The following is a 24,484-nucleotide window of genomic DNA, read 5'->3' on the forward strand; positions in this document are numbered from 1 at the left end:
TGTTATTATCCAAACTCTTTTAAATTAATACTTTTCGAAATTCTCTTGGATCTTCGCAGGCTCTTGCGTTTGTGTTAAAGATAATTGTAATAACACTCTCGCTTTTTGTGGATTTAAACGCTCTGATGCAACAAAGCCATATTTTGCATCATCAACTTCACCATTTTGTGTAGTAAAGCCTACTGGTACACGGCTTGCGCGCACAACCACCACTCCTTTTTTAGCGCCATCAGCTAAGGTATCAAAAATATCAGTATATAAGTTACCGTTACCAACACCCGCGCTGACAATGCCTTTATAGCCGTTATCAATAAAGGCTTTTGCAGGTAAATTAGAAGCATTGGAGTAGTTATAAACAATACCGACTTTTGGTAATTCAGTCAGTTTACTGACATCAAATGCGGGTTTATCTGCACGAGGTAATGCAGCAGCGTAATAATGAACCTTACCGTTATGCACATAACCTTGAGCACCAGCGTTAACAGGTTGGAATGCTTGAACTTCAGTTGTGTTCATTTTCACAACATCTTTACCACTGATAACCGCATTATTCATGGTCACTAATACACCGCGATCTTCAGAGGCTTTATCACTCGCAATCACAACAGCATTAAATAGATTTAAAGGCCCTTCAGCACCTAATGCTGTTGCAGGACGCATTGCACCCACCATAACGACAGGTTTTTTACATGCAGTGGTTAAATCAAGGAAATAGGCTGTTTCTTCCATGGTATCTGTACCATGAGTGATCACAAAGCCGTCTGTTTTATCGCAATCTGCATTAATTTTATTAGCTAGCTTAAGCCATACTTGGTCATTCATATCTTGAGAGCCGATATTCACGACTTGCTCGCCTTTTAAATTAGCGACTTTTTTTGCCTCAGGTACTGCATTAATCAATGTATCAATACCTAATTTACCCGCGGTATAGCTTGACGTTGTTGCTGAATCGCCCCCACCAGCAATTGTGCCACCTGTTGCTAAAATGGTGACATTAGGTAAGGCAAAAGCAGAACCACTGATTACAGCTAACAGGCTGGCGAGCAATGTTTTTTTCATCATCGAACTGATCCCTTATGAGTTTATAAATAAATCCAATTATGATGATTTAAAATTATTAATTCCGTGATAAATCGAACGAATTTATTAAAAAAATTCATATATCAAATAAATTATGAGTGATGAATATAGTTAGCCTTGGGTAAATGAGAGAAATTATTAGTGCATTACAGGGGATTTCAGTATCATGTGCCCCTAACTATCACCAGCAAAATATTGATGAAACCTGCCATGTCACAAACATTTATTCCTGGCAAAGATGCCGCACTGGAAGATTCTATCGCTAGCTTTCAGCAAAAATTAACCGACTTAGGATTTAACATTGAAGAAGCTTCATGGTTAAACCCTGTTCCTAACGTTTGGTCTGTTCATATTCGCGATAAAGATTGTCCTTTATGTTTCACTAACGGTAAAGGTGCTAGTAAAAAAGCAGCATTAGCTTCCGCATTAGGCGAATACTTTGAGCGTCTCTCAACCAATTATTTCTTCTCTGATTTCTGGCTAGGTGCTGATATTGCAGAAGGTGAATTTGTTCACTATCCAAGTGAAAAATGGTTCCCACTAACAGAAGATGATTCTGTTCCTGCTGGCTTATTAGATGCACGTTTACGTGAATTTTATGATCCTGAAGGTGAGTTATGTGGTAGTGAGTTAGTTGATTTACAATCAAGTAATCACGATCGCGGAATTTGCGCACTACCATTTATACGTCAATCTGATGAAAAGCCTGTTTATATTCCTGTAAACATTATTGCTAACCTATATGCATCTAATGGTATGTCAGCAGGAAATACAAAGAATGAAGCGCGCGTTCAAGGACTTTCTGAAGTTTTTGAACGTTATGTGAAAAATCGCATTATCACTGAAAGAATTAGCTTACCTGAAATTCCTAAAGAAGTTTTAGCTCGCTACCCTGCTGTTATTGAAGCGATTGAAACATTAGAGCAAGAAGGCTTCCCAATCTTTAGCTTTGACGCATCTTTAGGAGGTCAATTCCCTGTTATTTGTGTCGTATTATTCAATCCACAAAATGGCACATGCTTTGCCTCTTTTGGTGCTCACCCTGATTTTGGTGTGGCTTTAGAGCGTACGGTCACTGAGTTATTACAAGGCCGTAGTCTTAAAGATCTCGATGTCTTTAATCCACCGAGCTTTGATGATGAAGAAGTCGGTGATCACACTAATCTTGAAACACACTTTATTGACTCAAGCGGTTTAATTAGTTGGGATCTCTTTAAAAAAGATGCCGATTACGCATTTGTTGATTGGAACTTCAGTGGTACAACAGAAGAAGAGTTCCACACTTTAATGTCACTTTGCCAACAATGCGATGCAGAAGTCTATATCATGGACTACTCACACTTAGGTGTTTACGCTTGCCGTATTTTAGTGCCTGGTTTATCAGATATTTATCCTGCTGAAGATTTACAGTTAGCCAATAACATTATGGGTGTACATTGGCGTGACACGATCCTTTCTCTACCAACAAGTCAAGGCACTCAAGAAGAGTACCTTTCGCTTATTGGTCAGTTTGATGAAGATGGCTTAGACGACTTCACACGTATCAGAGAGATGATTGGTATTGCTCCGGGTAAAGATAATGGTTGGAGCCATTTACGTGTAGGTGAATTAAAATCAATGTTAGCGCTTGCAGGTGGCGATCTTGATCAAGCGCTTGTTTGGGTTGAATGGACTCAAGATTTTAATGCTTCTTTATTTACACCAGAGCGTCAAAACTATTATCGCTGTTTACACAATCTCTTATTATTACAACAAGAGACTGAACGTGAACCAGCACAATATATGCACGCATTTTCTCGTATGTATAGCGAAAAAACATTACAAGCGGCCTTAAATGCAATGCAAGGTAAACAAGCATTTTACGGATTACAAACTATTGATCCTGATTTAGCTAATTTACCTGTTCATCAATCGTTACTTGCAGCCTATGAGAAATTGCAGAAAGCAAAACGTCAATCGACTAAATAAGCCTATTTTGTTTAAGGTTATTTATTAAATAATAACTAATTTTAACTGAATAATAAGTGCGTATTTAAATTGAAACACTCTATTGAAAAGTAGAGTGTTTTATTTTGCTAAAAATAAAATATTGACAGATTTGTCAATATGACAAATTTGCCACCTGACAAAATTGTCAAAATATGGCAAAAGTGACGATTTAAGGCATTTAATATGACACCATAAATACTTATTGAATTTTTGCACTAAGAATAGCACTTAATTCTAGTTTAAATTGCTATTTGTTTAACCAGATCTCAAAAATTAAAAAACCTTATTTTTATAATGGATATATGTCTGGAGTAATCAATAAAGATTAACCACAAATAAAGTAATGTTTATATTTATGATAAAAGTAAATGAGGCGTTAAATTTGATTTTTAATTCTTAACATACGGGGTTTAAATAATACTTTATATTTACTTTTTACTTTATTTATCCAGCTAGTCTAAAATTTTTTGATAATTTTTAAAAAGTTTTTTTATTTTATTAATCAAATAGTTATAGCTAAAATAGCGGGTTTTTACGCACTAAAAGTGGGATTCTAATGAGCGACCATGATCCATATCAATTTTAGAAGTAAGCCCCTTTGCTACTATTATTGCGTGCTATAATTATTCCAACATATAAGAGAGTGTTAGTATGAAAGCTGACAGCCCTTTTAATTTATTATCACCTGCTGATATGGCAAAAGTTGCCGATGACGCATGTTGTTATAAAGCAAATAAACAGATCCCAATGACTTACTTATCTGCATTTACTGCGGGAATGTTTATATCAATTGCTTTTGTTTTTTATATTACTGCTACTACAGGTACCGCATCTGTTCCTTTTGGGCTGGCTAAATTAGTCGGTGGGATCTGCTTCTCTCTGGGATTAATGCTCGTTGTCGTTTGTGGCGCGGACTTATTCACCTCAACTGTTCTTACTATTATACCTAAAGCAACCGGACGTATATCTTGGGGCAAAATGTTTGCTAACTGGATAAATGTCTATCTTGGTAACTTTGTTGGCGCACTCTTTTTTGTCGCCTTAATGTGGTTTGCTGGTCAACATATGGCAGCAAATGGGCTTTGGGGGCTAAATGTTTTACAAACTGCGCAACATAAACTAGAGCACACGTTTATTGAAGCAGTTTGTTTAGGTATTCTAGCTAACTTAATGGTTTGTCTTGCAGTATGGATGAGCTATGCAGGTCGTACACTGATTGACAAGCTTTTTGCACTAATTTTACCTATCGGTATGTTCGTTGCTAGTGGTTTTGAGCACAGTATCGCTAACATGTTCCTTATTCCTTTAGGTATTGTTATTAAGAATTTTGCACCAGCAGAATTCTGGACTAAAGTAGGTGCATCATCCGAACAATTTTCAAATTTAACTGTATCAAATTTTCTCTCTAATAATTTATTACCTGTCACTATCGGTAACATTATTGGCGGGGCAGTCCTAGTCGGTCTGGTATACTGGTTAATGCATCTGCGCGGTGACAAACATTAATCCGTGCAGGTATGACTGATTTCTTAAGTTCCATTGTAAAAAGGTAGAAGTATCATGTCTGATTTAAATGAAAAATTTGCTGAAGCATGGAAAGGTTTTTCTGAAGGTGAATGGCAGAACGGTGTTAACGTTCGTGACTTTATTCAAAAAAACTATACTCCATATGAAGGCGACGAATCTTTCCTAGCAGGTTCCACTAAAGCAACTGATACACTTTGGGAACAAGTTATGGAAGGCATCAAAATTGAAAACCGTACGCATGCGCCGGTTGATTTTGATACTTCTGTTGCTTCAACTATCACATCTCACGATGCAGGTTACATCACTAAAGATTTAGAACAAATCGTAGGTTTACAGACTGATGCACCTCTGAAACGTGCGATCATCCCATTCGGTGGTATCCGTATGGTTGAAAGTTCTTGCCACGCTTACAACCGTGAGCTGGATCCAGAACTGAAAAAAATCTTTACTGATTACCGTAAAACTCACAACCAAGGCGTTTTCGATGTTTATACTCCAGACATCATGAAATGCCGTAAATCTGGTATTTTAACAGGTTTACCAGATGCATATGGTCGTGGCCGTATCATCGGTGACTACCGTCGTGTTGCACTGTACGGTATTGAGTTCCTGCGTAAAGATAAATTTGCCCAATTCACCTCTTTACAAGAAAGAATGGAAAAAGGCGAAGATCTGGAAATGACTATCCAACTGCGTGAAGAAATCGCAGAGCAGCACGCTGCTTTAGGTCAAATCCAAGAAATGGCAGCGAAATACGGTTACGATATTTCTCGTCCAGCTCAAAACGCTAAAGAAGCAGTACAATGGACTTACTTCGGTTACTTAGCCGCTGTTAAATCTCAAAACGGTGCTGCAATGTCATTTGGTCGTGTATCTACTTTCTTAGATATCTACATCCAACGTGATATTGATGCAGGTTTACTGACCGAAGAACAAGCTCAGGAATTAATTGACCACTTAGTCATGAAATTACGTATGGTTCGTTTCTTACGTACTCCTGAATATGATGAGCTGTTCTCTGGTGACCCAATCTGGGCAACAGAATCTTTAGCAGGTATGGGTTTAGATGGCCGTACTATGGTAACTAAGAATACTTTCCGTTTCTTAAATACCCTGTACACAATGGGTCCATCACCAGAACCAAACATGACCATTCTGTGGTCAGAACAACTGCCTATCAACTTTAAAAAATACGCAGCAAAAGTCTCAATCGATACTTCTTCAATCCAGTACGAAAATGATGACTTAATGCGTCCTGACTTCGACAGCGATGACTATGCAATCGCATGTTGTGTTAGCCCAATGGTTGTTGGTAAACAAATGCAGTTCTTCGGTGCTCGTGCAAACTTAGCGAAAACCTTACTGTATACCATCAATGGTGGTGTTGACGAAAAACTGAAAATCCAAGTAGGTCCAAAACATGCTCCAATCAAGGACGAAGTATTAAACTTCGATACCGTGATGAACCAAATGGATCACTTTATGGATTGGTTAGCAACTCAGTACGTCACTGCGCTGAACGTTATCCATTACATGCACGATAAATACAGCTATGAAGCAGCTCTGATGGCACTTCATGACCGTGATGTATATCGTACAATGGCATGTGGTATCGCAGGTCTATCTGTTGCTGCTGACTCACTGTCTGCAATCAAATATGCAAAAGTTTCTCCAATCCGTGATGAAAACGGCTTAGCGGTTGACTTCAAAATTGATGGCGAATACCCACAATTCGGTAACAACGATTCTCGTGTAGATGACATCGCTTGTGACTTAGTTGAACGTTTCATGAAGAAAATTCAGAAACTGCGTACATACCGTAATGCGGTACCTACACAGTCAATCCTGACTATTACTTCAAACGTTGTTTACGGTAAGAAAACAGGTAATACTCCAGACGGTCGTCGTGCAGGCGCACCATTCGGACCAGGTGCTAACCCAATGCACGGTCGTGACCAAAAAGGTGCGGTAGCTTCTCTGACTTCTGTTGCGAAACTACCATTTGCTTATGCGAAAGATGGTATTTCTTACACCTTCTCAATCGTACCGAATGCATTAGGTAAAGATGATGATGTTCGTAAAGCGAACCTTGCTGGTCTGATGGATGGTTACTTCCACCACGAAGCTGGCATCGAAGGTGGTCAACACCTGAACGTCAACGTGATGAACCGTGAAATGCTGTTAGAAGCAATGGAAGATCCTGAGAAATATCCTCAGTTAACTATCCGTGTTTCTGGTTATGCAGTTCGCTTTAACTCACTGACTAAAGAGCAACAGCAAGACGTTATCACCCGTACATTTACACAAACAATGTAATAAAGATAACTATATGCATTTATTTACTGAGAAAGTAGATAAAATCGCTTAGAATAAAGGCCCCTACTTTGGGGCCTTTTTATTAGACAGTTTTGGAGTAACCCTGTTATGTCCGTACTTGGTCGTATCCACTCATTTGAATCCTGCGGTACTGTTGACGGTCCCGGAATACGTTTCATTGTTTTCTTTCAAGGATGCTTAATGAGATGCCTCTATTGTCACAACCGTGACACATGGGATACTCATGGTGGGCAAATCGTCACAGTTGATGAACTAATGAAAGAGGCGGTTACCTATCGTCATTTTATGAATGCTTCTGGCGGCGGTGTTACTGCTTCTGGCGGCGAAGCAATTTTGCAAGCAGAGTTTGTACGTGATTGGTTCCGTGCTTGCCAGAAAGAAAATATCCATACCTGTTTAGATACTAACGGCTTTGTTCGTCGTTATGATCCCGTTATTGATGAATTAATGGATGCCACTGACTTAGTGATGCTCGACCTAAAACAAATCAATGATGAGATCCACCAGAAACTGGTTGGTGTATCAAACCAGCGTACACTTGAATTCGCTCGTTATTTAGCAAAACGAGGCCAAAAAACATGGGTTCGTTATGTGGTTGTACCGGGTTGGTCTGATGATGATGATTCTGCTCATCGTTTAGGCGAATTTATTAAAGATATGAAAAATATCGAAAAAGTAGAACTTCTTCCTTACCACGAACTTGGCAAACATAAATGGGTAGCTTTAGGAGAAGAATACAAACTAGATGGTATTCACCCACCGTCAAAAGAGACGATGGAAAATGTAAAATCCATTCTTGAGTCTTACGGTCATAAAGTTATCTATTAAGTTATTCTACTTAATATTAATTTAAGAAGCAGCGATTTTAAGCGCTGCTTTTTTGTTTATAAAGTAAAACCAGATCGATACTAGAAAGCCTTATTTTTCATTTCTCTTCGTCCCTCTTATTTTATATCTCTCTATTCTTGAAGATGCTTTCTAAGAAATAATATATTTTTCATAAGACTAATGATTTTTACGCTCTTTTTTATTCGGTTTTTTATTATTAAATATGAAACACACTTATCAACAAACCGAAACAGTCTTTATAAGATTATCCTTAACCTATATTAGCTTTAATATTGTTGATTAATAACAAAACAAAAAGATATTATAGAAGGCTTATTTTTATAAACAAAGATATTGGGATTAAGGTACAGGAAATGGAACAAGACAATAATTCATCGCTAACAGAGCCACAAGAGGTATTTACGCCTACTCCTCAAGCGCGAGGCGCCTCAGGTGGTGTTCGCTGGTTAGGACTGGGATGGGATTTAATAAAAGAACGTTTTTGGATGTGGATAGGCGTTATTATTATCTACTTTATCGTTAGTCTTATTATATCAACTATTCTTGGATTTATTCCGCTATTGGGTCCAATCATTTCACCTTTTGTTACTACTGTATTAGCTGCAGGTGTTGTGGCAATTGCCCATCAGCAGTATGAAACTCAACGCATTGATGTTGATACCTTATTTGTTGGTTTCTATAATAAACGCTATCTTAGTTTGATGGGTGCTTACGGTATTAGTTTTCTCATTTTACTTGCTGGTATTATTCTGGCTATTTTAGTCAGCAGTGCCGCTATGATGGATATTTTTTATGCTATCAATAGCGATTATCCCGAAGAGATCATTGCTGAAATGATGGTAGAAAACTCATCTGGATTTACATTATTTTTTGTTATTATCGCTATTTTTGGTGCGTTAAGTACTGCAGCCTATTGGTTTGTTCCTGCACTTGTATTAGTTAATGGTTACAAGGCACTCCCTGCGGTTAAAGCAAGCCTTTCAGCAGTAAAAATAAACTTATCGGGTGGGTTCTTCTTCTTTATTTTGCTGTTCTTTATTATCGCTATTAGTGTTATTCCATTTGGTTTAGGATTATTAATCACTATTCCTCTTTCTTACACTGCGATGTATGGTTCTTATCGTGACGTTTTTTATCACCACAATGTAGGTAGCCAAGGAAATAATGGCGGAAATGGTGGAAATGGAACAATTTCTCTAAATAAAACCGCTGAATCTAATATTGGTAAATTAGTAAGTTAATTCTTAGCATTAACTTACTTAAATAAAAAAGCAGTAGAGCGTAAGTTCTACTGCTTTTTATTGTCTAAAATAAATAGCTGTTATCATTAACCAGCAAACGGATTTTTATTATCATAAGATTTATTGTAAAGTGCGTCAGAGATTAAATAATTATAAATTTCATCAACAATTTCAATGCCTTCTTTTTCACTTCTTTGCTCTTCAATTTGACTATTCTCACCAGGATAAAGAACTTTATTTACATTCGGTGCAGGCTTAATTGCATTTAATTCACCCATAACCTGTGAGATATGTTCTCTAAATAGAGAGGCATCAGTAAAGAATGCGGGATTAATAACAATGTGCAATTGACCTAATTCTCGCCCTTGTGTTAAATCGTGATACATCGAACTGACATGTTTACCAAAAGGAAGCCCAAGTAAAATACCAGACAACACATCAACCATCATCATCAAGCCATAACCTTTAGGGCCTGCAATAGGCAATAACCCTTTTACTGCAAAAGGATCGGTTGTAGTTTTTCCGCTTTCATCGACAGCCCAAGTATCAGGAATATCGACATGACGTGAACGTGCATCAAGCACCTTGCCCCACGCCTGTACTGTTGTCGCCATATCAAATGTAATATGTTTATCACCTACGCCTGGAGCAGAAAATGCAATAGGATTTGTGCCGTAATACACCTCTGAGCCGCCAAAAGGAACAACCATTGGATCAGATTGACACAATGAAATACCTACCATACCCGCTTGTGATGCCTGTTCAACAAAGTAAGACAGTGCGCCGCTATGACCAATTCGTCTTACACCAACAACAGCAACTCCCTTCTCCTGTGCCATTTTAATTGCGCGTTCCATTGCGTCTTTCGCTGCAACATGTCCAGCACCATTATCACCATCAAATACGGCGCTACAGGGTCCTGTTTCAGTGTAAGTAAAATCAGGAGCCGTATTTGTACCACCTTTACTGATCCGCTCTGCATAATACTCTACACGCACAGCACCATGAGAATGAATACCTTTAGCATCAGCATGGACTAAGACATCAGCCACCGTATCAGCATGAGACTCACTTAATCCTGCATGATGTAATTTGTTTTTTATTAATTGATGTAACTGCTGTTTAGAAACTATCATAGAATATGCTCTTTTGTAGGGTTCTAATGAAATAGAAACGTCATAAAATAACTGAAGTAAATTCGAGCGATAGGTCTAATTTAACAGCATAAATAGGATCTGCCGTGATCGATTTAACCAATGGCGGATTGCGTTATATTTTTGTTAAATAGTCATTTCTTTATTAAAAACCTTTTTATAATCTCCCTTATAATAAACAAAAAAGTGGCATAATTTCTTACACCACTCTTTGATACATTAATTTAAAAATAGACTGATTATGGAACAGGAACGGCTTCACCTTTAAAGTTATCCAAAATAAATTTTTTGGTTTCAGGCGCTTTTAACTGTACCATTAATTTAGCAATACGCGGGTCGTTTTTATCTTCTTCTCTTATGACAATCACATTGGCAAACTTACTGTTAGCGGCAGGCTCTGTATAAATAACTTCTTTGGTTAAATCGAGCCCTGCATTAATCGCAAAGTGTCCATCAATAGAAGCGACATCAGCTTCTCCATTTTTATAAATTTGTGGTAATAATGGGCCATCATAGGTAAATAAAAACTTAATATTACGAGGATTTTCTACAATATCATCAATTGTAGAATCGTCAGGATCAATACCATCTCGTAATTTGATTATGCCTTCATCTTGGAACAGTTTTAATATATGTCCATGTTGTGCCAGATTATTACTACTTATCATTTTTGCACCATTAGGTAAATCTTGTAAACTTTTATACTTTTGAGAGAAAAAGCGATATGGATGCATATGTACTGCGCCTGCTGATACTAATTTCCAATCAGGGTGATCGGCAAGTGTTTTATTTAAATAAGGGACATGTTGAAAGAAGTTTGCATCTAATTCTTTTTCCGCTAATGCCTGATTAGGAATAATATAATCATTAAAAATTCGAATATCTAACTCTAATCCTTCTTTTGCTAATTGTGGTTTAATAAATTCCAGAATTTCCGCGTGAGGTGTACTTGATGCACCGATAATTAATTTATTTTCTGATTTTTCATCTGATGGTTTACAAGCAGAGAGCGCTAGGCTAATAAGTAGCAGTGATCCCAGTTTTTTAAATACTGTTAATTTCATTGTTATAACCTTATTTTAAATTTGATTTTTAATTGAAGTATTTTTTAATTAGCGTTTATCTATATTTCTTACAACACTATCTCCCAATAACTGAATACATAACACAATAAATAAAATCACTAATGTCGCAATCCAAACTACATCAAGATGGCTGCGCTGAAACCCTTCTAAATAAGCCAAATTACCTAATCCACCCGCACCTATTGCACCGGCAACAGCTGTTCCACCCACTAAAGAAATCAATGTTACCGTTAAACCAGAAACAAGAGCTGGCGAAGATTCAGGTAATAACACCTTAAATATTAGTGTTGGTAAATTAGCGCCCATTGAGAGGCTTGCTTCTATTACACCTTTATCAACTTCACGTAATGCTAATTCAACCAACCTAGCATAAAAAGCAGCAGCTGAAATCACTAATGCAGGTAGTGCTGCATTAACACCTAATATGGTTCCCACAATTAATTTAGTAAAAGGAAACAATAAGATAATTAAAATAATAAAAGGAACCGCTCTAAAAATATTTACAATAAATGAGAGTGTTCTATATATAGAAACCTGCTCTTTATATCCCTCTTTTGCCGTTAGAAATAATGCGACACCAATTAAGATCCCTAATAAGCAAGATAATGCACCAGAAACAAGTGTCATATATAATGTATTTAATGTTTCTTCACCTAATACATTGAGTTTTAAATGAGGTAAATAACTATTAATCCAATTTTGTATTTCATCCATATCACACGACCGCTATATCAAATTTATTATTCTCAAGATATTGGATAATTTCATCCGATTTATTATTTAACTGTAAATAAATAAACCCACTCTCTTGCGAAAAACTACCTTTTATTAAATTAATAGGTTCATTAAATTTAGAAATTAAATCATAAAGTAAATAGTCATATTTTTTACCCTCTTGCAGTAACAGTTTTATTACTGTGCTTTGCTGCTTTATATTATCAATATCATCACTGTTATCTGCTACATGTACTGATTGTGATAAAAACTGTTGTGTCACTTTATGTTTTGGCTGGTTAAAGATTTTTACCACTTTGCCTTGTTCAATTATTTTTCCTTGCTCAATAACGGCTACTTTATTGCATATCGCTTTTACAACTTGCATTTCATGCGTGATCAACACAATTGTAATGTTCATTTTTTTATTAATTTCAGCAAGTAGAGCTAAAATTGTTTGTGTTGTTTTCGGATCTAATGCAGATGTTGCTTCATCACATAATAAGACATCAGGGTTATTTGCTAATGCTCTAGCAATACCAACACGTTGTTTTTGTCCACCACTTAATGTTGATGGATATTCATCGGCTTTATCAGCAAGCCCAACTAACTCCATTAATTCGCTCGCACGTTGAAAACGTTGTTTCTTATCTAATCCTGAAATTTCGAGCGGGAACTCAATATTCTCTCTAACAGTACGTGACCACAGCAAATTGAAATGTTGAAAGATCATACCAATTGAGTGACGGATTTTACGGATCTCACGTTCACTGCTAGTGGTAATATTGTATTTGCCAACAATCACTTCCCCTTTTGTTACAGGCTCTAAACGATTCAATAAACGAATTAAGCTACTTTTCCCAGCACCGCTATAACCAATAATGCCAAAGATATCTCCCTGCTCGATATTTAAATTAATATCATCAACAGCAACAGTTTGCTTTTTCCCTCGCTGATAAATTTTGCTGACATTTTTTAGTGTTATCATTTTAATCAACTCACTTATTAAATAGAAATCTAGACGGCTAAACATCTAGAAATCCAAATTAATGTTAATGAGAGGTATTGTCAAGCAGGGAATGAAAATGTGATAAACAAAAATGGCATACCTTAGAATTAAATTATTTCTACTACCTTTATTGTTGAATTTTTAATTTGTGATTGTTTTACTATATGGATTTAATCACCACCGAAAAATAAATTGATAGTAATAAATATTTATTGTGAATAATAAAAAACCCCCTGCCTAAGCAGAGGGTTAAATTATTAATACTCAATTAATTAAAGAATAATTAACCGATATATTCTAAACCGTTCATGTATGGACGTAATACTTCTGGAATTTCAATACGGCCATCAGCCATTTGATAGTTTTCCATAATTGCAACTAAAGTACGACCTACTGCTAAGCCTGAGCCATTTAAGGTATGAACAAGTTGAGTTTTCTTGTCACCTTTAGAACGGAAGCGTGCTTGCATACGACGTGCTTGGAAATCCCAGCAGTTAGAGCATGAAGAAATTTCACGGTAAGTATTTTGAGCAGGAACCCATACTTCTAAATCATATGTTTTACGAGCGCCAAAACCGATATCACCAGTGCAAAGCACAACTTTACGATATGGTAGATTCAGTAGTTGCAGCACTTTCTCAGCGTGACCCGTTAGCTCTTCTAATGCTTCCATTGATTTTTCAGGATGAACGATTTGAACCAGTTCAACTTTATCAAATTGGTGCATACGAATAAGGCCGCGAGTATCACGTCCATAAGAACCCGCTTCTGAACGGAAGCAAGGCGTATGCGCAGTCATTCGCAATGGTAGATCGTCTTCTTCGAGAATGACATCTCTTACCATATTTGTCACAGGTACTTCCGCTGTTGGAATAAGCGCATATTGGCTTTCTGCTTCTTCTTCTAACGGTTTAGTGTGGAATAAGTCTTCACTAAATTTAGGTAACTGGCCTGTACCGTACAGAGTTGCGTGGTTAACCAAGTAAGGAACATACATTTCTTGGTAGCCATGCTCTTCTGTATGCAGATTCAGCATAAATTGTGCGATAGCACGATGTAGACGTGCAATTTGACCTTTCATTACAACAAAACGTGAGCCAGTGATTTTAACCGCAGAAGCAAAATCTAAACCATCTGTTAGTTCACCTAAAGTCACATGATCTTTTAATTCAAAATCATAAGTCTTTGGTTTGCCCCAACGAGAAACTTCAACGTTTTCGCTGTCATCTTTGCCATTTGGAACAGCATCGTCTGGCATGTTTGGAATAGTTAAAACGTAATCACGAATTTCCGCTTGAAGCACTTCAAGTTCGGCTTTTGCAGCTTCAAGTTTTTCACCTAACAGGTTAACTTCTTGACGAAGTGGCTCAATATCTTCACCACGCGCTTTTGCCGCACCAATGGACTTCGATCGAGAATTACGTTCTGCTTGCAGGGATTCAGTTTCAACCTGTAACACCTTACGGCGTTCTTCTTGTTGACGGATTTTTTCCACATCGAGGGTGAACCCCCTGCGAGCCAGTTTTTCGGCGACCGCGTCTAGCTCATTACGCAGTAGATTTGGATCGAGCATGCTTATCCTGTGCTTATTGATAGATTAATAAAAACCTTCTCTCCTATCTTATAAAAAAGATATCTGAGACAAGGCATAGTTAAGAAATTAATGATAATTTAATAACCTTACCGCATCTTTACATTTTGCGATAGCGTTTTGTAACACTATTTTGATCTTGTTGAGATAGCCAGTCTAATTTCTCTGCAACCTTGATCTCTAACCCTCTTTTTACTGGGTAATAGTACTGCGTATTTGCCATTTCTTTAGGGAAATAGACCTCTCCAGCAGCATAACCATTAGGCTCATCATGAGCATAACGATATTCAGCACCAAGCCCCATTTCTTTCATTAATTTTGTTGGGGCATTACGTAAATGCTCAGGTACATCATAATCTGGCTTACTTTTTGCATCGGCAATAGCTGCTTTAAATGCGGTATAAACGGCATTACTTTTGGGTGCACAAGCCAAATATACAATTGCTTGAGCAATAGCGCGCTCACCTTCTGCGGGACCCACTCGAGTAAAGCAGTCCCAGGCAGCAATTGCCACTTGCATGGCGCGAGGATCGGCATTCCCCACATCTTCTGACGCAATCGCCAATAAGCGACGAGCCACATAAAGCGGATCGCCACCGGCTGTTATGATCCTTGCATACCAATAAAGAGCAGCATCAGGTGCAGATCCCCTTACTGACTTATGTAATGCAGAAATAAGATCGTAAAAGCGATCACCTTTATTATCAAAACGAGCACTACGCTCACCACTGATTTCTGTCAGTAATGCTGGCGTTAATACTCGTATTCCTTGATTATCAACCTCAGCAATATCCGCCATCATTTCAAGTAAATTTAATGAACGACGTGCATCACCATTAACCAGTTGTGCAATCATTTTGCGCGTATCATCTGGCAAGATAATATTACGCCCGCCTAAACCTCGTTCTGGATCGTCTAGCGCTTGTTGTAGCACTTGCTCAATATCAGCTTCGGTTAATGAACGTAATAGATAAACTCTTGCTCTGGATAGCAACGCGGAATTTAATTCAAAAGAGGGATTTTCTGTTGTTGCGCCAATAAAAGTGATCGTACCGTCTTCAATATGAGGCAAAAAAGCATCTTGTTGACTCTTATTGAAACGGTGAACCTCATCAACAAACAAGATCGTTCTGCGCCCAGCATTACGGTTTTGACGCGCGATTTCAATAGATTCTCTGATTTCTTTAATACCCGATGTCACCGCAGATAAACGTTCTATATCGGCTTGCGCATAGCGACCAATGATCTCAGCAAGGGTTGTTTTACCCGTGCCTGGAGGTCCCCATAAGATCATGGAATGCAATTGACCCGCTTTAATCGCACGAGGTAATGGTTTACCTTCGGCAAGTAAATGAGTTTGTCCGATATATTGTTCCAACGTTTCAGGTCGCATTCTTGCAGCTAAAGGTTGAAACTCATTGCGCGAAAAATCGAGTGATAAATTACTCAAAATATCCTCACTGACGTTGGTCATCCACAGTCACACCCGCAGGAGGTGTAAAGCGAAACGCGGAAGCATCGATTGGCGCAGCTGTCTGTGCAGTCAATTGATAATTGCTTACTTGACCGTCTTGTTCTGTGGCAGCGAATTGCTGAATTTGTCCGTTAGGTAATACAGTTATCGTGAAATGTTTTAAATTATTTTCTACTTTAGGCGTTAACTCAAAACGGTCACCAGACTGTTTTACATCATAATTTTGCCACTCTTTGCTGTCATTACGTGCGATCAGCATAAAAGGCGTATTGGTTGTGGCGCGTTCAAGCCAAGTTGCAGTAACTTGCTCGACAAAAGGATTGTAAAACCACAATGTTTTGCCATCAGAGATCAGTGTACTTTCATCCGGTGCTGTCATTTGCCAATTAAACAAATCAGGGCGTTGTACTTTTAAATTTCCTTCCCCTTTTTGTATAAGTGAGCCTTCATTGCTGGTTACGGTTTGACTAAAGTTCGCTTGAAAACTATTTACTTTATTTAATCGTTGTTGCAAATCCTGACGTGCATCAGCCCAAGCGGCTTGGCTACTTATTAATGTCATCGCACACACTGCAAATAATACTTTTTTCATTCTACAAGCCTCGGCATGAGATAACGCCGACATAATGTCGGCGTATAAATTATTGATGATGTTGTGCAGATTACCATGCTATCTCATTAGCTGATAACTGTGTTTTCAAGATATTACATATCTGAAGGTGGTGGTGAAAGTACATCACGCGTATTGTTGTGGTTTGGTGAACTCACAATACCTTGCATTTCCATCTGTTCCACAATTCTTGCCGCGCGGTTATAACCAATTCTAAATTGGCGTTGTACCCCAGAAATAGAAACTCGTTGTTTTTCAACCACAAATTCTACAGCTTGGTCAAATAACGGATCAAGCTCTTCACCATCATCATATCCACCGCCACTATTGCCTTCACCTTCTTCGCTACATTTTGTGATAGCTTCAATATATTGAGGACGACCTCGAGCTTTCCAGTCAGTTGCCACAGCGTGGACTTCATCATCACTAACAAAAGCACCGTGTACACGTTCAGGCACAAAGCCATTCGGTGCATAAAGCATATCACCCATACCTAGTAATGACTCTGCACCACCTTGGTCTAAAATAGTTCGAGAGTCGATTTTACTCGATACAGTAAATGCGATACGGCTCGGAATATTAGCTTTAATTAAACCTGTAATAATATCAACAGAAGGCCTTTGTGTCGCAAGCACAAGGTGAATACCCGCAGCACGTGCTTTTTGCGCTAAGCGAGCAATCAGCTCTTCAACTTTTTTACCTGCTGTCATCATCAAGTCTGCAAATTCATCAACAACAACAACAATATAAGGTTCTTTTCCTAATGTTGGCATTTCTGTTGCCATGCTGTCGCTTGGTTTCCAGAATGGATCTGGAATAGGACGCGCCATAGCTTCAGCTTCTTTAATTTTTTCGTTATAACCAGCAAGATTACGCACACCTAATGCTGACATTAGCTTATAACGGCGTTCCATTTCAGCCACGCTCCAACGCAGAGCACTTGCGGCATCTTTCATATCAGTAACAACTTCAGTTAAAAGATGTGGAATACCTTCATAAACCGAAAGCTCAAGCATTTTAGGGTCAATCATAATAAAGCGAACATCTTCTGGTTTCGCTTTATAAAGAATGCTGATGATCATCGCATTCACACCAACAGATTTACCTGAACCCGTTGTACCAGCAACAAGTAAGTGAGGCATTTTAGCTAGATTGGCAACAACTGGCTGACCACCAATATCTTTACCTAAAACAACGGTTAATGGAGAGCGGCTATCTCTGAATGCATCGCTATCTAACAATTCACGCATATATACGGTTTGACGTTTTTTGTTAGGTAATTCCAGTCCTACATAAGGTTTTCCCGGAATAACTTCAACAATACGTACCGCAATAGCAGACAATGAACGCGCTAAGTCACGCGATAAATTTGATATGCGTGCGGCTTTTACACCCGGAGCAAGTTCAAGTTCAAAACGAGTGATAACAGGCCCCGGTGAAATACCAACAACCTTGGCTTTAACACGATAATCATTAAGACGCGCTTCAATAAGTTTACCAATACGCTCCAGCTCGAACATATCAACAGGTTCTTCTTCTACTGGCGGTGTTGTTAGTAAATCCAGAGAAGGCATTGGTGTTGTTGGCTTTTGCAACGGCCTATCATTACGCATCAATAATGGATGAATTAAAGATTGCTGTTGCTGTTGCTGTTGCTGTTGCTGTTGCTGTGCAAAATGCTGCGCCATATTAGGCTGTGGCTCAATACGTGATTGAGGTGCAGCCTGTGGTGTAACAGGTTCAGAAACAATCGGTGTAAATACTGGCTCTATCGGTTCTTCATCCAATAGATCATCAATTGGTGAGAATGCCTCTAATGCAGTGAGCTCTCTTTCTAGCTCAATTTTAGGGCTATACTCTTCCTCTTCTTCATCTCGAGGTGAAATTTGTAAAAATGCATTGCTGGCTGGGTATTCAACTTTTTTCTCAATAGTTTGTGTCGGTTGCGCTGATTGTGAGGCAAACGAATGTTGAATATGAGGTTGATAACCCGTTGTTGCTTGCAATGAAGGCGCTGGTGTTGATACTTGAGGTAAAACCTCATCTTCGTCATCATCTAATGAAACATCATCACCATAACGATCCTGCAATTGTTGCTTAAATTGTGCTGCCAACTGTTGCTGATATTGCTCATCTTCATCAATATCGTTGTTATTTTCTTCTGTGGAAGAGAATGTATTTTCGGTAACGGTTGGCTCATCACGATAATCATCCTGTTGATGATTAAATGAAGATATTGGCGTTGTGATACTTGGCTGATGAGGCTCAATAATATCTTCAAGATCAGTACTATCGTTCTCACCATAACGTTCACGTTGCTGTTCGAGGAATTGCTGGCGCAACTCTTGTTCGAAATTCGCTTGTTCTTGAATATCAGCTAACTCATCTTCAGGTTCAGATTGAACAGCCTCTTCACGACGACGTAATTCAGCTTCGCGCTGTGAAGGAATATGAATGCCATAAAGCTCACGACGTGTAGGTAATCGCACTGGATTTGGGCGAGGTAATTCAGGGCCTAATCCTTGTTTAACTTGAGAGCCGTGGCTGACAAGAGCACTAGACGCTACACCTGCTGCCACTGTAGCTGCTTGCGTTAAAGAGTCTGTATCAGGTGCTAGTGAGAATGTAGGTTCAGCTCTGCCTGCAGGCATAAAATTATCTGTTGATAAGGACGATGGCTGTGCCATAGGTTCATTTTCAACAAACGGCATTACAGAAGGTGTACTCTCTTCTGGTATTGAGGAGTAAGCAGAATGCTGAGGAGCATTAGCTTCTGATTGAGCTTCTTTTTTCAAGAATGCTTCTGGAATATCAAAACGATAATGTTCGGGTTCTTCTGTATGAGTTGGTTGCGAAACTGCTGCTGACACAAGAGGAGCTGTTTGCGTCAATGTTTGTGCATGTTCATCTGCTATATCATTTGTTGCAGAGAAAGATGGCAAATCATCTTCTTGTTCTGCTTGTTCTGCTTCAGATTGCAACGTGTCTATCTCTTGCTGACGAGCAAGTTCAAGCGCTGAAGGTGCAGAAAATAGAATATCATCGCTCTCTTCTGTTGCTAATTCAGATTGCTGATTTTCTTTTTGATTTGAATTTTCAACTATTTCTGTAGCAACATCTTGAGTGTCATCTTCCTCTTCTTCATCTTCATAATCAGCTTCATTTTGGCCTCTATTGGTAATAAAACCAACACTTCCCAAAATAACGGCACCAATTTTTTCTGTGATTGTTAACCAAGACCAACCGGTAAACAGAGTAAAACCAATTGCCCAAACAGATAACAGGGCAAGAGTCGCGCCTAAAACATTAAACCACGGCAATAGAGCTTTGCTAAACAAGCTTCCAATTACACCACCTGAGCTAAAATTATAGATATCATCAAAATTAAGATCAGCTAATGCACAAGAGGTAAAGATCAGAGCCAAGGCACCAATCGTGCGAAGTGCAAGAGAAAAGAAGTCGGTGTATTCACGGTTTTGTTGGTAGCGTAGAGAATTCCAGCAGCCAAAAACCACGACAACAGGAATTGCATAGGCAAGTAAACCAAATGCAGAAAATAGAATATCAGCCAACCATGCTCCGATACTGCCGCCTAAATTCTGGATAGGCTCATTCCAAGTGGTTTGTGACCAGCTAGGATCAGAGGGATGGAAGCTAAGTAATGAAACAATTAAAAAGACAGCGCCAATGCCGATAAGGATGAGAATAGCCTCCCAAATACGGCGACGGTTGCTTATCTTTGTTAAACGAATATTTTTATCTTCTGTATATTCCTGGCTCAAAGAGGGCTCTCCAGGTTTAACTTAGGGTGAATTAAAACGGAACAACGCTGAGATATCCCAGCGTTGAAACTGTATGCATAAACAGGAGTGTACCTAACTTTTTCCTGCTTTGCACCAACCTATTAAGTTGGCTTAGCGAGTTTTAATCACAAGGCGGTTGCTTTGTTTAACTTCTTCCATAACCACGTATGTACGTGTGTCATTAACACCTGGAAGACGTAACAGTGTTTCGCCTAGTAATTTACGGTAAGCGGACATATCAGGTACACGAGTTTTCAACAGATAGTCAAAATCACCAGAAACTAAATGACATTCTTGAATTTCTTCAAGTTTTTGAACAGCCATATTGAATTGTTCAAAAACATCTGGTGCACCACGGTTTAGTGTGATTTCCACAAATACTAATAATGATGCATCTAAGTAATGTGGGTTTAACAGTGCTGTATAACCTGAAATAAATCCTTGGCGCTCTAAACGACGTACACGCTCTAAACAAGGTGTTGGTGATAAACCTACACGTTTAGATAGCTCAACGTTTGAAATACGACCATCTTTTTGAAGCTCATTTAGAATATTCCGGTCTATTCTATCAAGATCTTTACCCGGACGTTTTTTATTATCAATCATCTCTATACTCTCTTTCTCTTTTTCTCTTACTTTATTTTCCTATACCCATACCTGTACACCATCAGCATCACTGTCGAAACTTCGGTATCAAACGGTCAGAGCAAACTACCAATCTATTTTCTTTTCATGCCAGATAAAAGTTCTATTTTATCCAAATACTCATTAGCAAATATCGCAAAGTAACTATCCTATACCCTGTCTGTCTAAAAAATATTACGTATAACATCCGAGGATAATTATCTTTAACAATCATGTTTTCGCAAATGTACAGCGGATTGTCAAAGCAAATGAGTAAAAATCAGAACAAGGCGCTATGTTATTCTCTATATACGCAAGATAAACATCAATTGTAAAGCAAAATGTTTCAGGTTAATTCGATGATGTTAGCCCAATATAACTCTATAATTATTAAACTATATTAGTATTAACTATTGCTAAAATAGCTAAAATATTATGTCTATTTCTCGTCATTGGCTTTTTTTAACGTCTTATTTCTCCTACAATCCCTCAATTCGCATCACGCCTAATCAGAGATGAGGTATACATGAGCACCATCAAACATAGCAAACTTATTATTTTAGGTTCAGGCCCTGCGGGTTATACCGCCGCCGTTTATGCTGCAAGAGCAAACTTAGAACCAGTACTGATTACGGGTGTTGAAAAAGGCGGTCAGCTGACAACAACAACAGAAGTCGAAAACTGGCCCGGAGACCCTGAAGGGCTAACAGGTCCTGGCTTAATGGACCGCATGTTTCAGCACGCTGAGAAATTTAATACAGAGATTATCTCTGACCATATTAATAAAGTCGATCTGAAAAACCGCCCATTCCGCCTATTTGGTGATGAACAAGAATATACTTGTGACGCATTAATTATCGCAACGGGTGCTTCTGCACGCTATATCGGTTTACCTTCAGAGGAATCTTTTAAAGGCCGAGGCGTTTCTGCTTGTGCAACTTGTGACGGATTTTTCTATCGTAACCAAAAAGTCGCAGTTGTCGGTGGCGGAAATACTGCGGTAGAAGAAGCGCTTTATTTAGCTAATATTGCATCAGAAGTTCATCTGATCCACCGTCGTGATTCTTTCCGTTCTGAAAAGATCTTAATTAACCGTTTAATGGATAAAGTAAACAGTGGCAATATTATTTTGCATACTGATCGTACCTTAGACGAAGTTCTTGGCGACGATATGGGTGTAACGAAAGTTCGCTTAAAAGACACTAAGAGTGATAAAACCGAAGAATTAGATGTTATGGGTGTCTTTATTGCAATTGGACATAGCCCTAACACCGCTATTTTTGACGGTCAATTAGAATTAGACAACGGTTACATCAAAGTACAATCAGGTACTCAAGGTAATGCAACACAAACCTCTATCGAGGGTGTATTTGCAGCTGGTGACGTAATGGATCACATTTATCGTCAAGCAATTACCTCTGCTGGCACAGGCTGTATGGCTGCTTTAGATGCAGAGCGTTACTTAGACGCACTAAAATCCAACTAAAATCATCACTTCCTTTCAAGGCGCTATTTCAGTAGCGCCTTTTACCATGTAACATACTAGCCTGGTTGCCAAAGCGTATAACTACTTACCCTTGGCCTTTCTGATACTTTGTATCTCACCTGCAGATTTGAATCTTTTCTTATGGATAAAACTAAACAAAGTGAATTGGTTCGATGGCTGAAACAGCAAAGTGCTCCAGCCCGTAGATGGCTACGGCTATCAATGATCCTAGGTGTTGTAAGCGGTTTATTAATTATTGCGCAAGCATGGTTATTAGCTGTTTTACTTCAAGCATTTATCATGGACAGTCTAAGTCGTGATACGCATATACCTACCTTTCTCACCCTTATCGGTATTTTTATCTTACGAGCGGTGGTAATGGCAATACGAGAGCGTGTAGGTTATCGCTGTGGTATGGCCGTCAGGCAACAAATTCGTAAAATTGTTCTTGATAGACTTGAAGAGCTAGGTCCTGTTTGGGTTAAAGGTAAACCCGCGGGGAGTTGGGCAACAATTATTCTAGAACAAATAGAAGATATGCAAGATTACTATGCGCGTTATATTCCGCAAATGTATCTTTCCACTATTGTGCCTATTCTTATCCTTATCACCATATTCCCTGTTAACTGGGCTGCTGGCTTGATCCTATTTTTCACCGCCCCGCTGATCCCGTTATTTATGGCATTAGTTGGATTGGGTGCAGCAGATGCTAACCGTAGAAACTTCCTCGCATTAGGTCGTTTAAGTGGTAACTTCCTTGATAGATTAAGAGGATTAGATACATTACGGTTATTTAACCGTGGTAATGCAGAAGTTAAACAGATTACTGAAGCAACAGAAGATTTCCGCAAACGGACAATGGAAGTGCTAAGAATGGCATTCCTTTCATCGGGCGTATTGGAATTCTTTACCGCTGTTTCTATCGCTGTTGTGGCTGTTTACTTTGGTTTTTCTTACTTAGGTGAACTTAATTTTGGTAGTTATGGCTTAGGTGTTACCCTTTTCTCAGGCTTTTTGGCGCTGATCTTAGCCCCTGAGTTTTTCCAACCATTGCGTGATTTAGGAACGTACTATCATGCAAAAGCACAAGCGATTGGTGCGGCTGAATCTCTGGTTGAATTTTTAGAAGCCGAAGGTGAAAAACCACAATTCACAGGCAATGAGCGTATCAACACAACAGACAGTATTGAGATAACAGCTCATGAGCTAGAAATTCTATCTCATCAAGGCGTCAAACTGGCAGGCCCATTAAACTTTACCATTAATCCTAATCAGCGAATTGCGATTGTGGGTCTTAGTGGTGCAGGTAAAAGCTCGTTATTAAATGCGTTACTCGGTTTTTTACCTTATCGTGGCTCATTAAAAGTTAATGGTATTGAATTAACACAGCTCTCTCCTGAAGCTTGGCGTCAATGTTTAAGCTGGGTCGGTCAAAATCCTAATTTACCAGAACAAACCTTGCTGGATAATATTCGCTTAAGTAATCCTAATGCCAGCGATGAACAAATCAATCTCGCCATTGAAAAAGCCTATGTCAGCGATTTTATCAATGAATTACCTGACGGCTTAAATACGATTATTGGCGATAGTGCTGCACGCCTTTCTGTTGGTCAGGCTCAGCGTATTGCTGTTGCTCGTGCTTTATTGTCACCTTGTCAGTTTTTGTTATTAGATGAACCAGCAGCAAGCCTTGATTCTCATAGCGAACAACGTGTGATGCACGCGCTTAATAACGCCTCATTAAATCAAACGACCTTGCTTATTACTCATCTACTCGAAGAGACTTTAGGTTATGACCAAATTTGGGTGATGGAAAAAGGCCAAATTATTGAAACCGGCACTTATGCATCGTTAAGCCAACAGAATGGCACTTTTGCTCGCCTTCTTGCCCATCGTAAAGAGGAACTTTAA

At 38.7% G+C, this 24,484-nt stretch carries 17 protein-coding genes; 7 read left to right on the forward strand and 10 right to left on the reverse strand.

Translation table 11 applies throughout. The features are described 5' to 3' along the window. Positions 1-24: 24 nt before the first annotated feature. Positions 25-1,062, reverse strand: coding sequence for an L-asparaginase 2 (ansB, locus tag GTK47_RS15485; RefSeq protein WP_206535863.1), 1,038 nt, complete (start codon positions 1,060-1,062; stop codon positions 25-27). A gap of 228 nt (positions 1,063-1,290) precedes the next feature. Between ansB and ycaO the strand changes: the two genes are divergently transcribed. The 5 genes from ycaO to GTK47_RS15510 all read left to right on the forward strand — a co-directional run bounded on the left by ycaO (position 1,291) and on the right by GTK47_RS15510 (position 9,023). Next, positions 1,291-3,048, forward strand: a complete 1,758-nt coding sequence (gene ycaO / locus GTK47_RS15490) for a 30S ribosomal protein S12 methylthiotransferase accessory factor YcaO (protein WP_165124799.1) — start codon at positions 1,291-1,293, stop codon at positions 3,046-3,048. A 672-nt stretch (positions 3,049-3,720) separates the two neighbouring features. Continuing rightward, entirely contained in the window at positions 3,721-4,575 is an 855-nt protein-coding gene (focA, locus tag GTK47_RS15495) for a formate transporter FocA (protein WP_075673549.1), read from the forward strand. A 54-nt stretch (positions 4,576-4,629) separates the two neighbouring features. Continuing rightward, positions 4,630-6,912 carry a formate C-acetyltransferase gene (gene pflB, locus GTK47_RS15500; RefSeq protein ID WP_165124802.1) on the forward strand — a complete coding sequence of 761 codons (2,283 nt, stop codon included), beginning with the start codon at positions 4,630-4,632 and terminating at the stop codon, positions 6,910-6,912. A gap of 108 nt (positions 6,913-7,020) precedes the next feature. Further along, on the forward strand, positions 7,021-7,761 hold the full coding sequence (gene pflA, locus GTK47_RS15505; protein WP_160230116.1) for a pyruvate formate lyase 1-activating protein: 741 nt from the start codon (positions 7,021-7,023) through the stop codon (positions 7,759-7,761). A 374-nt stretch (positions 7,762-8,135) separates the two neighbouring features. Further along, the gene (locus GTK47_RS15510) at positions 8,136-9,023 is read left to right on the forward strand and encodes a BPSS1780 family membrane protein (RefSeq protein WP_165124805.1); all 888 of its coding nucleotides are present in this window, start codon (positions 8,136-8,138) and stop codon (positions 9,021-9,023) included. 86 nt (positions 9,024-9,109) lie between these two features. Here the strand turns inward: GTK47_RS15510 and allD are convergent, their stop codons facing one another. From allD to lrp, 9 genes are all read right to left on the reverse strand, one after another. Further along, positions 9,110-10,159: an ureidoglycolate dehydrogenase gene (allD, locus tag GTK47_RS15515; RefSeq protein ID WP_165124809.1), complete on the reverse strand. Its 1,050-nt coding sequence runs from the start codon at positions 10,157-10,159 to the stop codon at positions 9,110-9,112. A gap of 257 nt (positions 10,160-10,416) precedes the next feature. Continuing rightward, complete coding sequence (locus tag GTK47_RS15520; RefSeq protein ID WP_165124812.1) at positions 10,417-11,241, reverse strand: MetQ/NlpA family ABC transporter substrate-binding protein; 825 nt, start codon at positions 11,239-11,241, stop codon at positions 10,417-10,419. A 48-nt stretch (positions 11,242-11,289) separates the two neighbouring features. Continuing rightward, entirely contained in the window at positions 11,290-11,976 is a 687-nt protein-coding gene (locus tag GTK47_RS15525; protein WP_165124815.1) for a methionine ABC transporter permease, read from the reverse strand. A gap of 1 nt (position 11,977) precedes the next feature. Further along, a complete protein-coding gene (locus GTK47_RS15530; protein ID WP_165126687.1) occupies positions 11,978-12,964 on the reverse strand; it encodes an ATP-binding cassette domain-containing protein in 987 nt (328 codons plus the stop codon). Between the two features lie 304 nt (positions 12,965-13,268). Continuing rightward, a complete protein-coding gene (gene serS, locus GTK47_RS15535) occupies positions 13,269-14,558 on the reverse strand; it encodes a serine--tRNA ligase (protein WP_165124818.1) in 1,290 nt (429 codons plus the stop codon). Between the two features lie 118 nt (positions 14,559-14,676). After that, a complete protein-coding gene (locus tag GTK47_RS15540; RefSeq protein ID WP_109419904.1) occupies positions 14,677-16,026 on the reverse strand; it encodes a replication-associated recombination protein A in 1,350 nt (449 codons plus the stop codon). 7 nt (positions 16,027-16,033) lie between these two features. Then, on the reverse strand, positions 16,034-16,642 hold the full coding sequence (gene lolA / locus GTK47_RS15545) for an outer membrane lipoprotein chaperone LolA (RefSeq protein WP_165124821.1): 609 nt from the start codon (positions 16,640-16,642) through the stop codon (positions 16,034-16,036). Positions 16,643-16,755: 113 nt separating this feature from the next. Continuing rightward, positions 16,756-20,442 carry a DNA translocase FtsK 4TM domain-containing protein gene (locus tag GTK47_RS15550; protein WP_165124825.1) on the reverse strand — a complete coding sequence of 1,229 codons (3,687 nt, stop codon included), beginning with the start codon at positions 20,440-20,442 and terminating at the stop codon, positions 16,756-16,758. 132 nt (positions 20,443-20,574) lie between these two features. Continuing rightward, positions 20,575-21,069, reverse strand: coding sequence for a leucine-responsive transcriptional regulator Lrp (gene lrp, locus GTK47_RS15555; protein WP_004244566.1), 495 nt, complete (start codon positions 21,067-21,069; stop codon positions 20,575-20,577). Between the two features lie 544 nt (positions 21,070-21,613). Here lrp and trxB point away from each other — a divergent pair. Then, the gene (gene trxB, locus GTK47_RS15560) at positions 21,614-22,573 is read left to right on the forward strand and encodes a thioredoxin-disulfide reductase (protein WP_023581304.1); all 960 of its coding nucleotides are present in this window, start codon (positions 21,614-21,616) and stop codon (positions 22,571-22,573) included. 141 nt (positions 22,574-22,714) lie between these two features. Then, complete coding sequence (cydD, locus tag GTK47_RS15565) at positions 22,715-24,484, forward strand: cysteine/glutathione ABC transporter permease/ATP-binding protein CydD (protein ID WP_165124828.1); 1,770 nt, start codon at positions 22,715-22,717, stop codon at positions 24,482-24,484.

The sequence above is a fragment of the Proteus sp. ZN5 genome (assembly GCF_011046025.1).
In the GTDB taxonomy this organism is placed as follows: domain Bacteria; phylum Pseudomonadota; class Gammaproteobacteria; order Enterobacterales; family Enterobacteriaceae; genus Proteus.

Bases quoted from the DNA above. Each gene is read 5' to 3' on its own strand.
- GTK47_RS15525 (WP_165124815.1), bottom strand. From the start codon at position 11,976: ATGGATGAAATACAAAATTGGATTAATAGTTATTTACCTCATTTAAAA.
- serS (WP_165124818.1), bottom strand. From the start codon at position 14,558: ATGCTCGATCCAAATCTACTGCGTAATGAGCTAGACGCGGTCGCCGAA.
- trxB (WP_023581304.1), top strand. From the start codon at position 21,614: ATGAGCACCATCAAACATAGCAAACTTATTATTTTAGGTTCAGGCCCT.
- lrp (WP_004244566.1), bottom strand. From the start codon at position 21,069: ATGATTGATAATAAAAAACGTCCGGGTAAAGATCTTGATAGAATAGAC.
- pflA (WP_160230116.1), top strand. From the start codon at position 7,021: ATGTCCGTACTTGGTCGTATCCACTCATTTGAATCCTGCGGTACTGTT.
- lolA (WP_165124821.1), bottom strand. From the start codon at position 16,642: ATGAAAAAAGTATTATTTGCAGTGTGTGCGATGACATTAATAAGTAGC.
- ansB (WP_206535863.1), bottom strand. From the start codon at position 1,062: ATGATGAAAAAAACATTGCTCGCCAGCCTGTTAGCTGTAATCAGTGGT.
- pflB (WP_165124802.1), top strand. From the start codon at position 4,630: ATGTCTGATTTAAATGAAAAATTTGCTGAAGCATGGAAAGGTTTTTCT.
- GTK47_RS15520 (WP_165124812.1), bottom strand. From the start codon at position 11,241: ATGAAATTAACAGTATTTAAAAAACTGGGATCACTGCTACTTATTAGC.
- focA (WP_075673549.1), top strand. From the start codon at position 3,721: ATGAAAGCTGACAGCCCTTTTAATTTATTATCACCTGCTGATATGGCA.
- cydD (WP_165124828.1), top strand. From the start codon at position 22,715: ATGGATAAAACTAAACAAAGTGAATTGGTTCGATGGCTGAAACAGCAA.
- GTK47_RS15530 (WP_165126687.1), bottom strand. From the start codon at position 12,964: ATGATAACACTAAAAAATGTCAGCAAAATTTATCAGCGAGGGAAAAAG.
- allD (WP_165124809.1), bottom strand. From the start codon at position 10,159: ATGATAGTTTCTAAACAGCAGTTACATCAATTAATAAAAAACAAATTA.
- ycaO (WP_165124799.1), top strand. From the start codon at position 1,291: ATGTCACAAACATTTATTCCTGGCAAAGATGCCGCACTGGAAGATTCT.
- GTK47_RS15510 (WP_165124805.1), top strand. From the start codon at position 8,136: ATGGAACAAGACAATAATTCATCGCTAACAGAGCCACAAGAGGTATTT.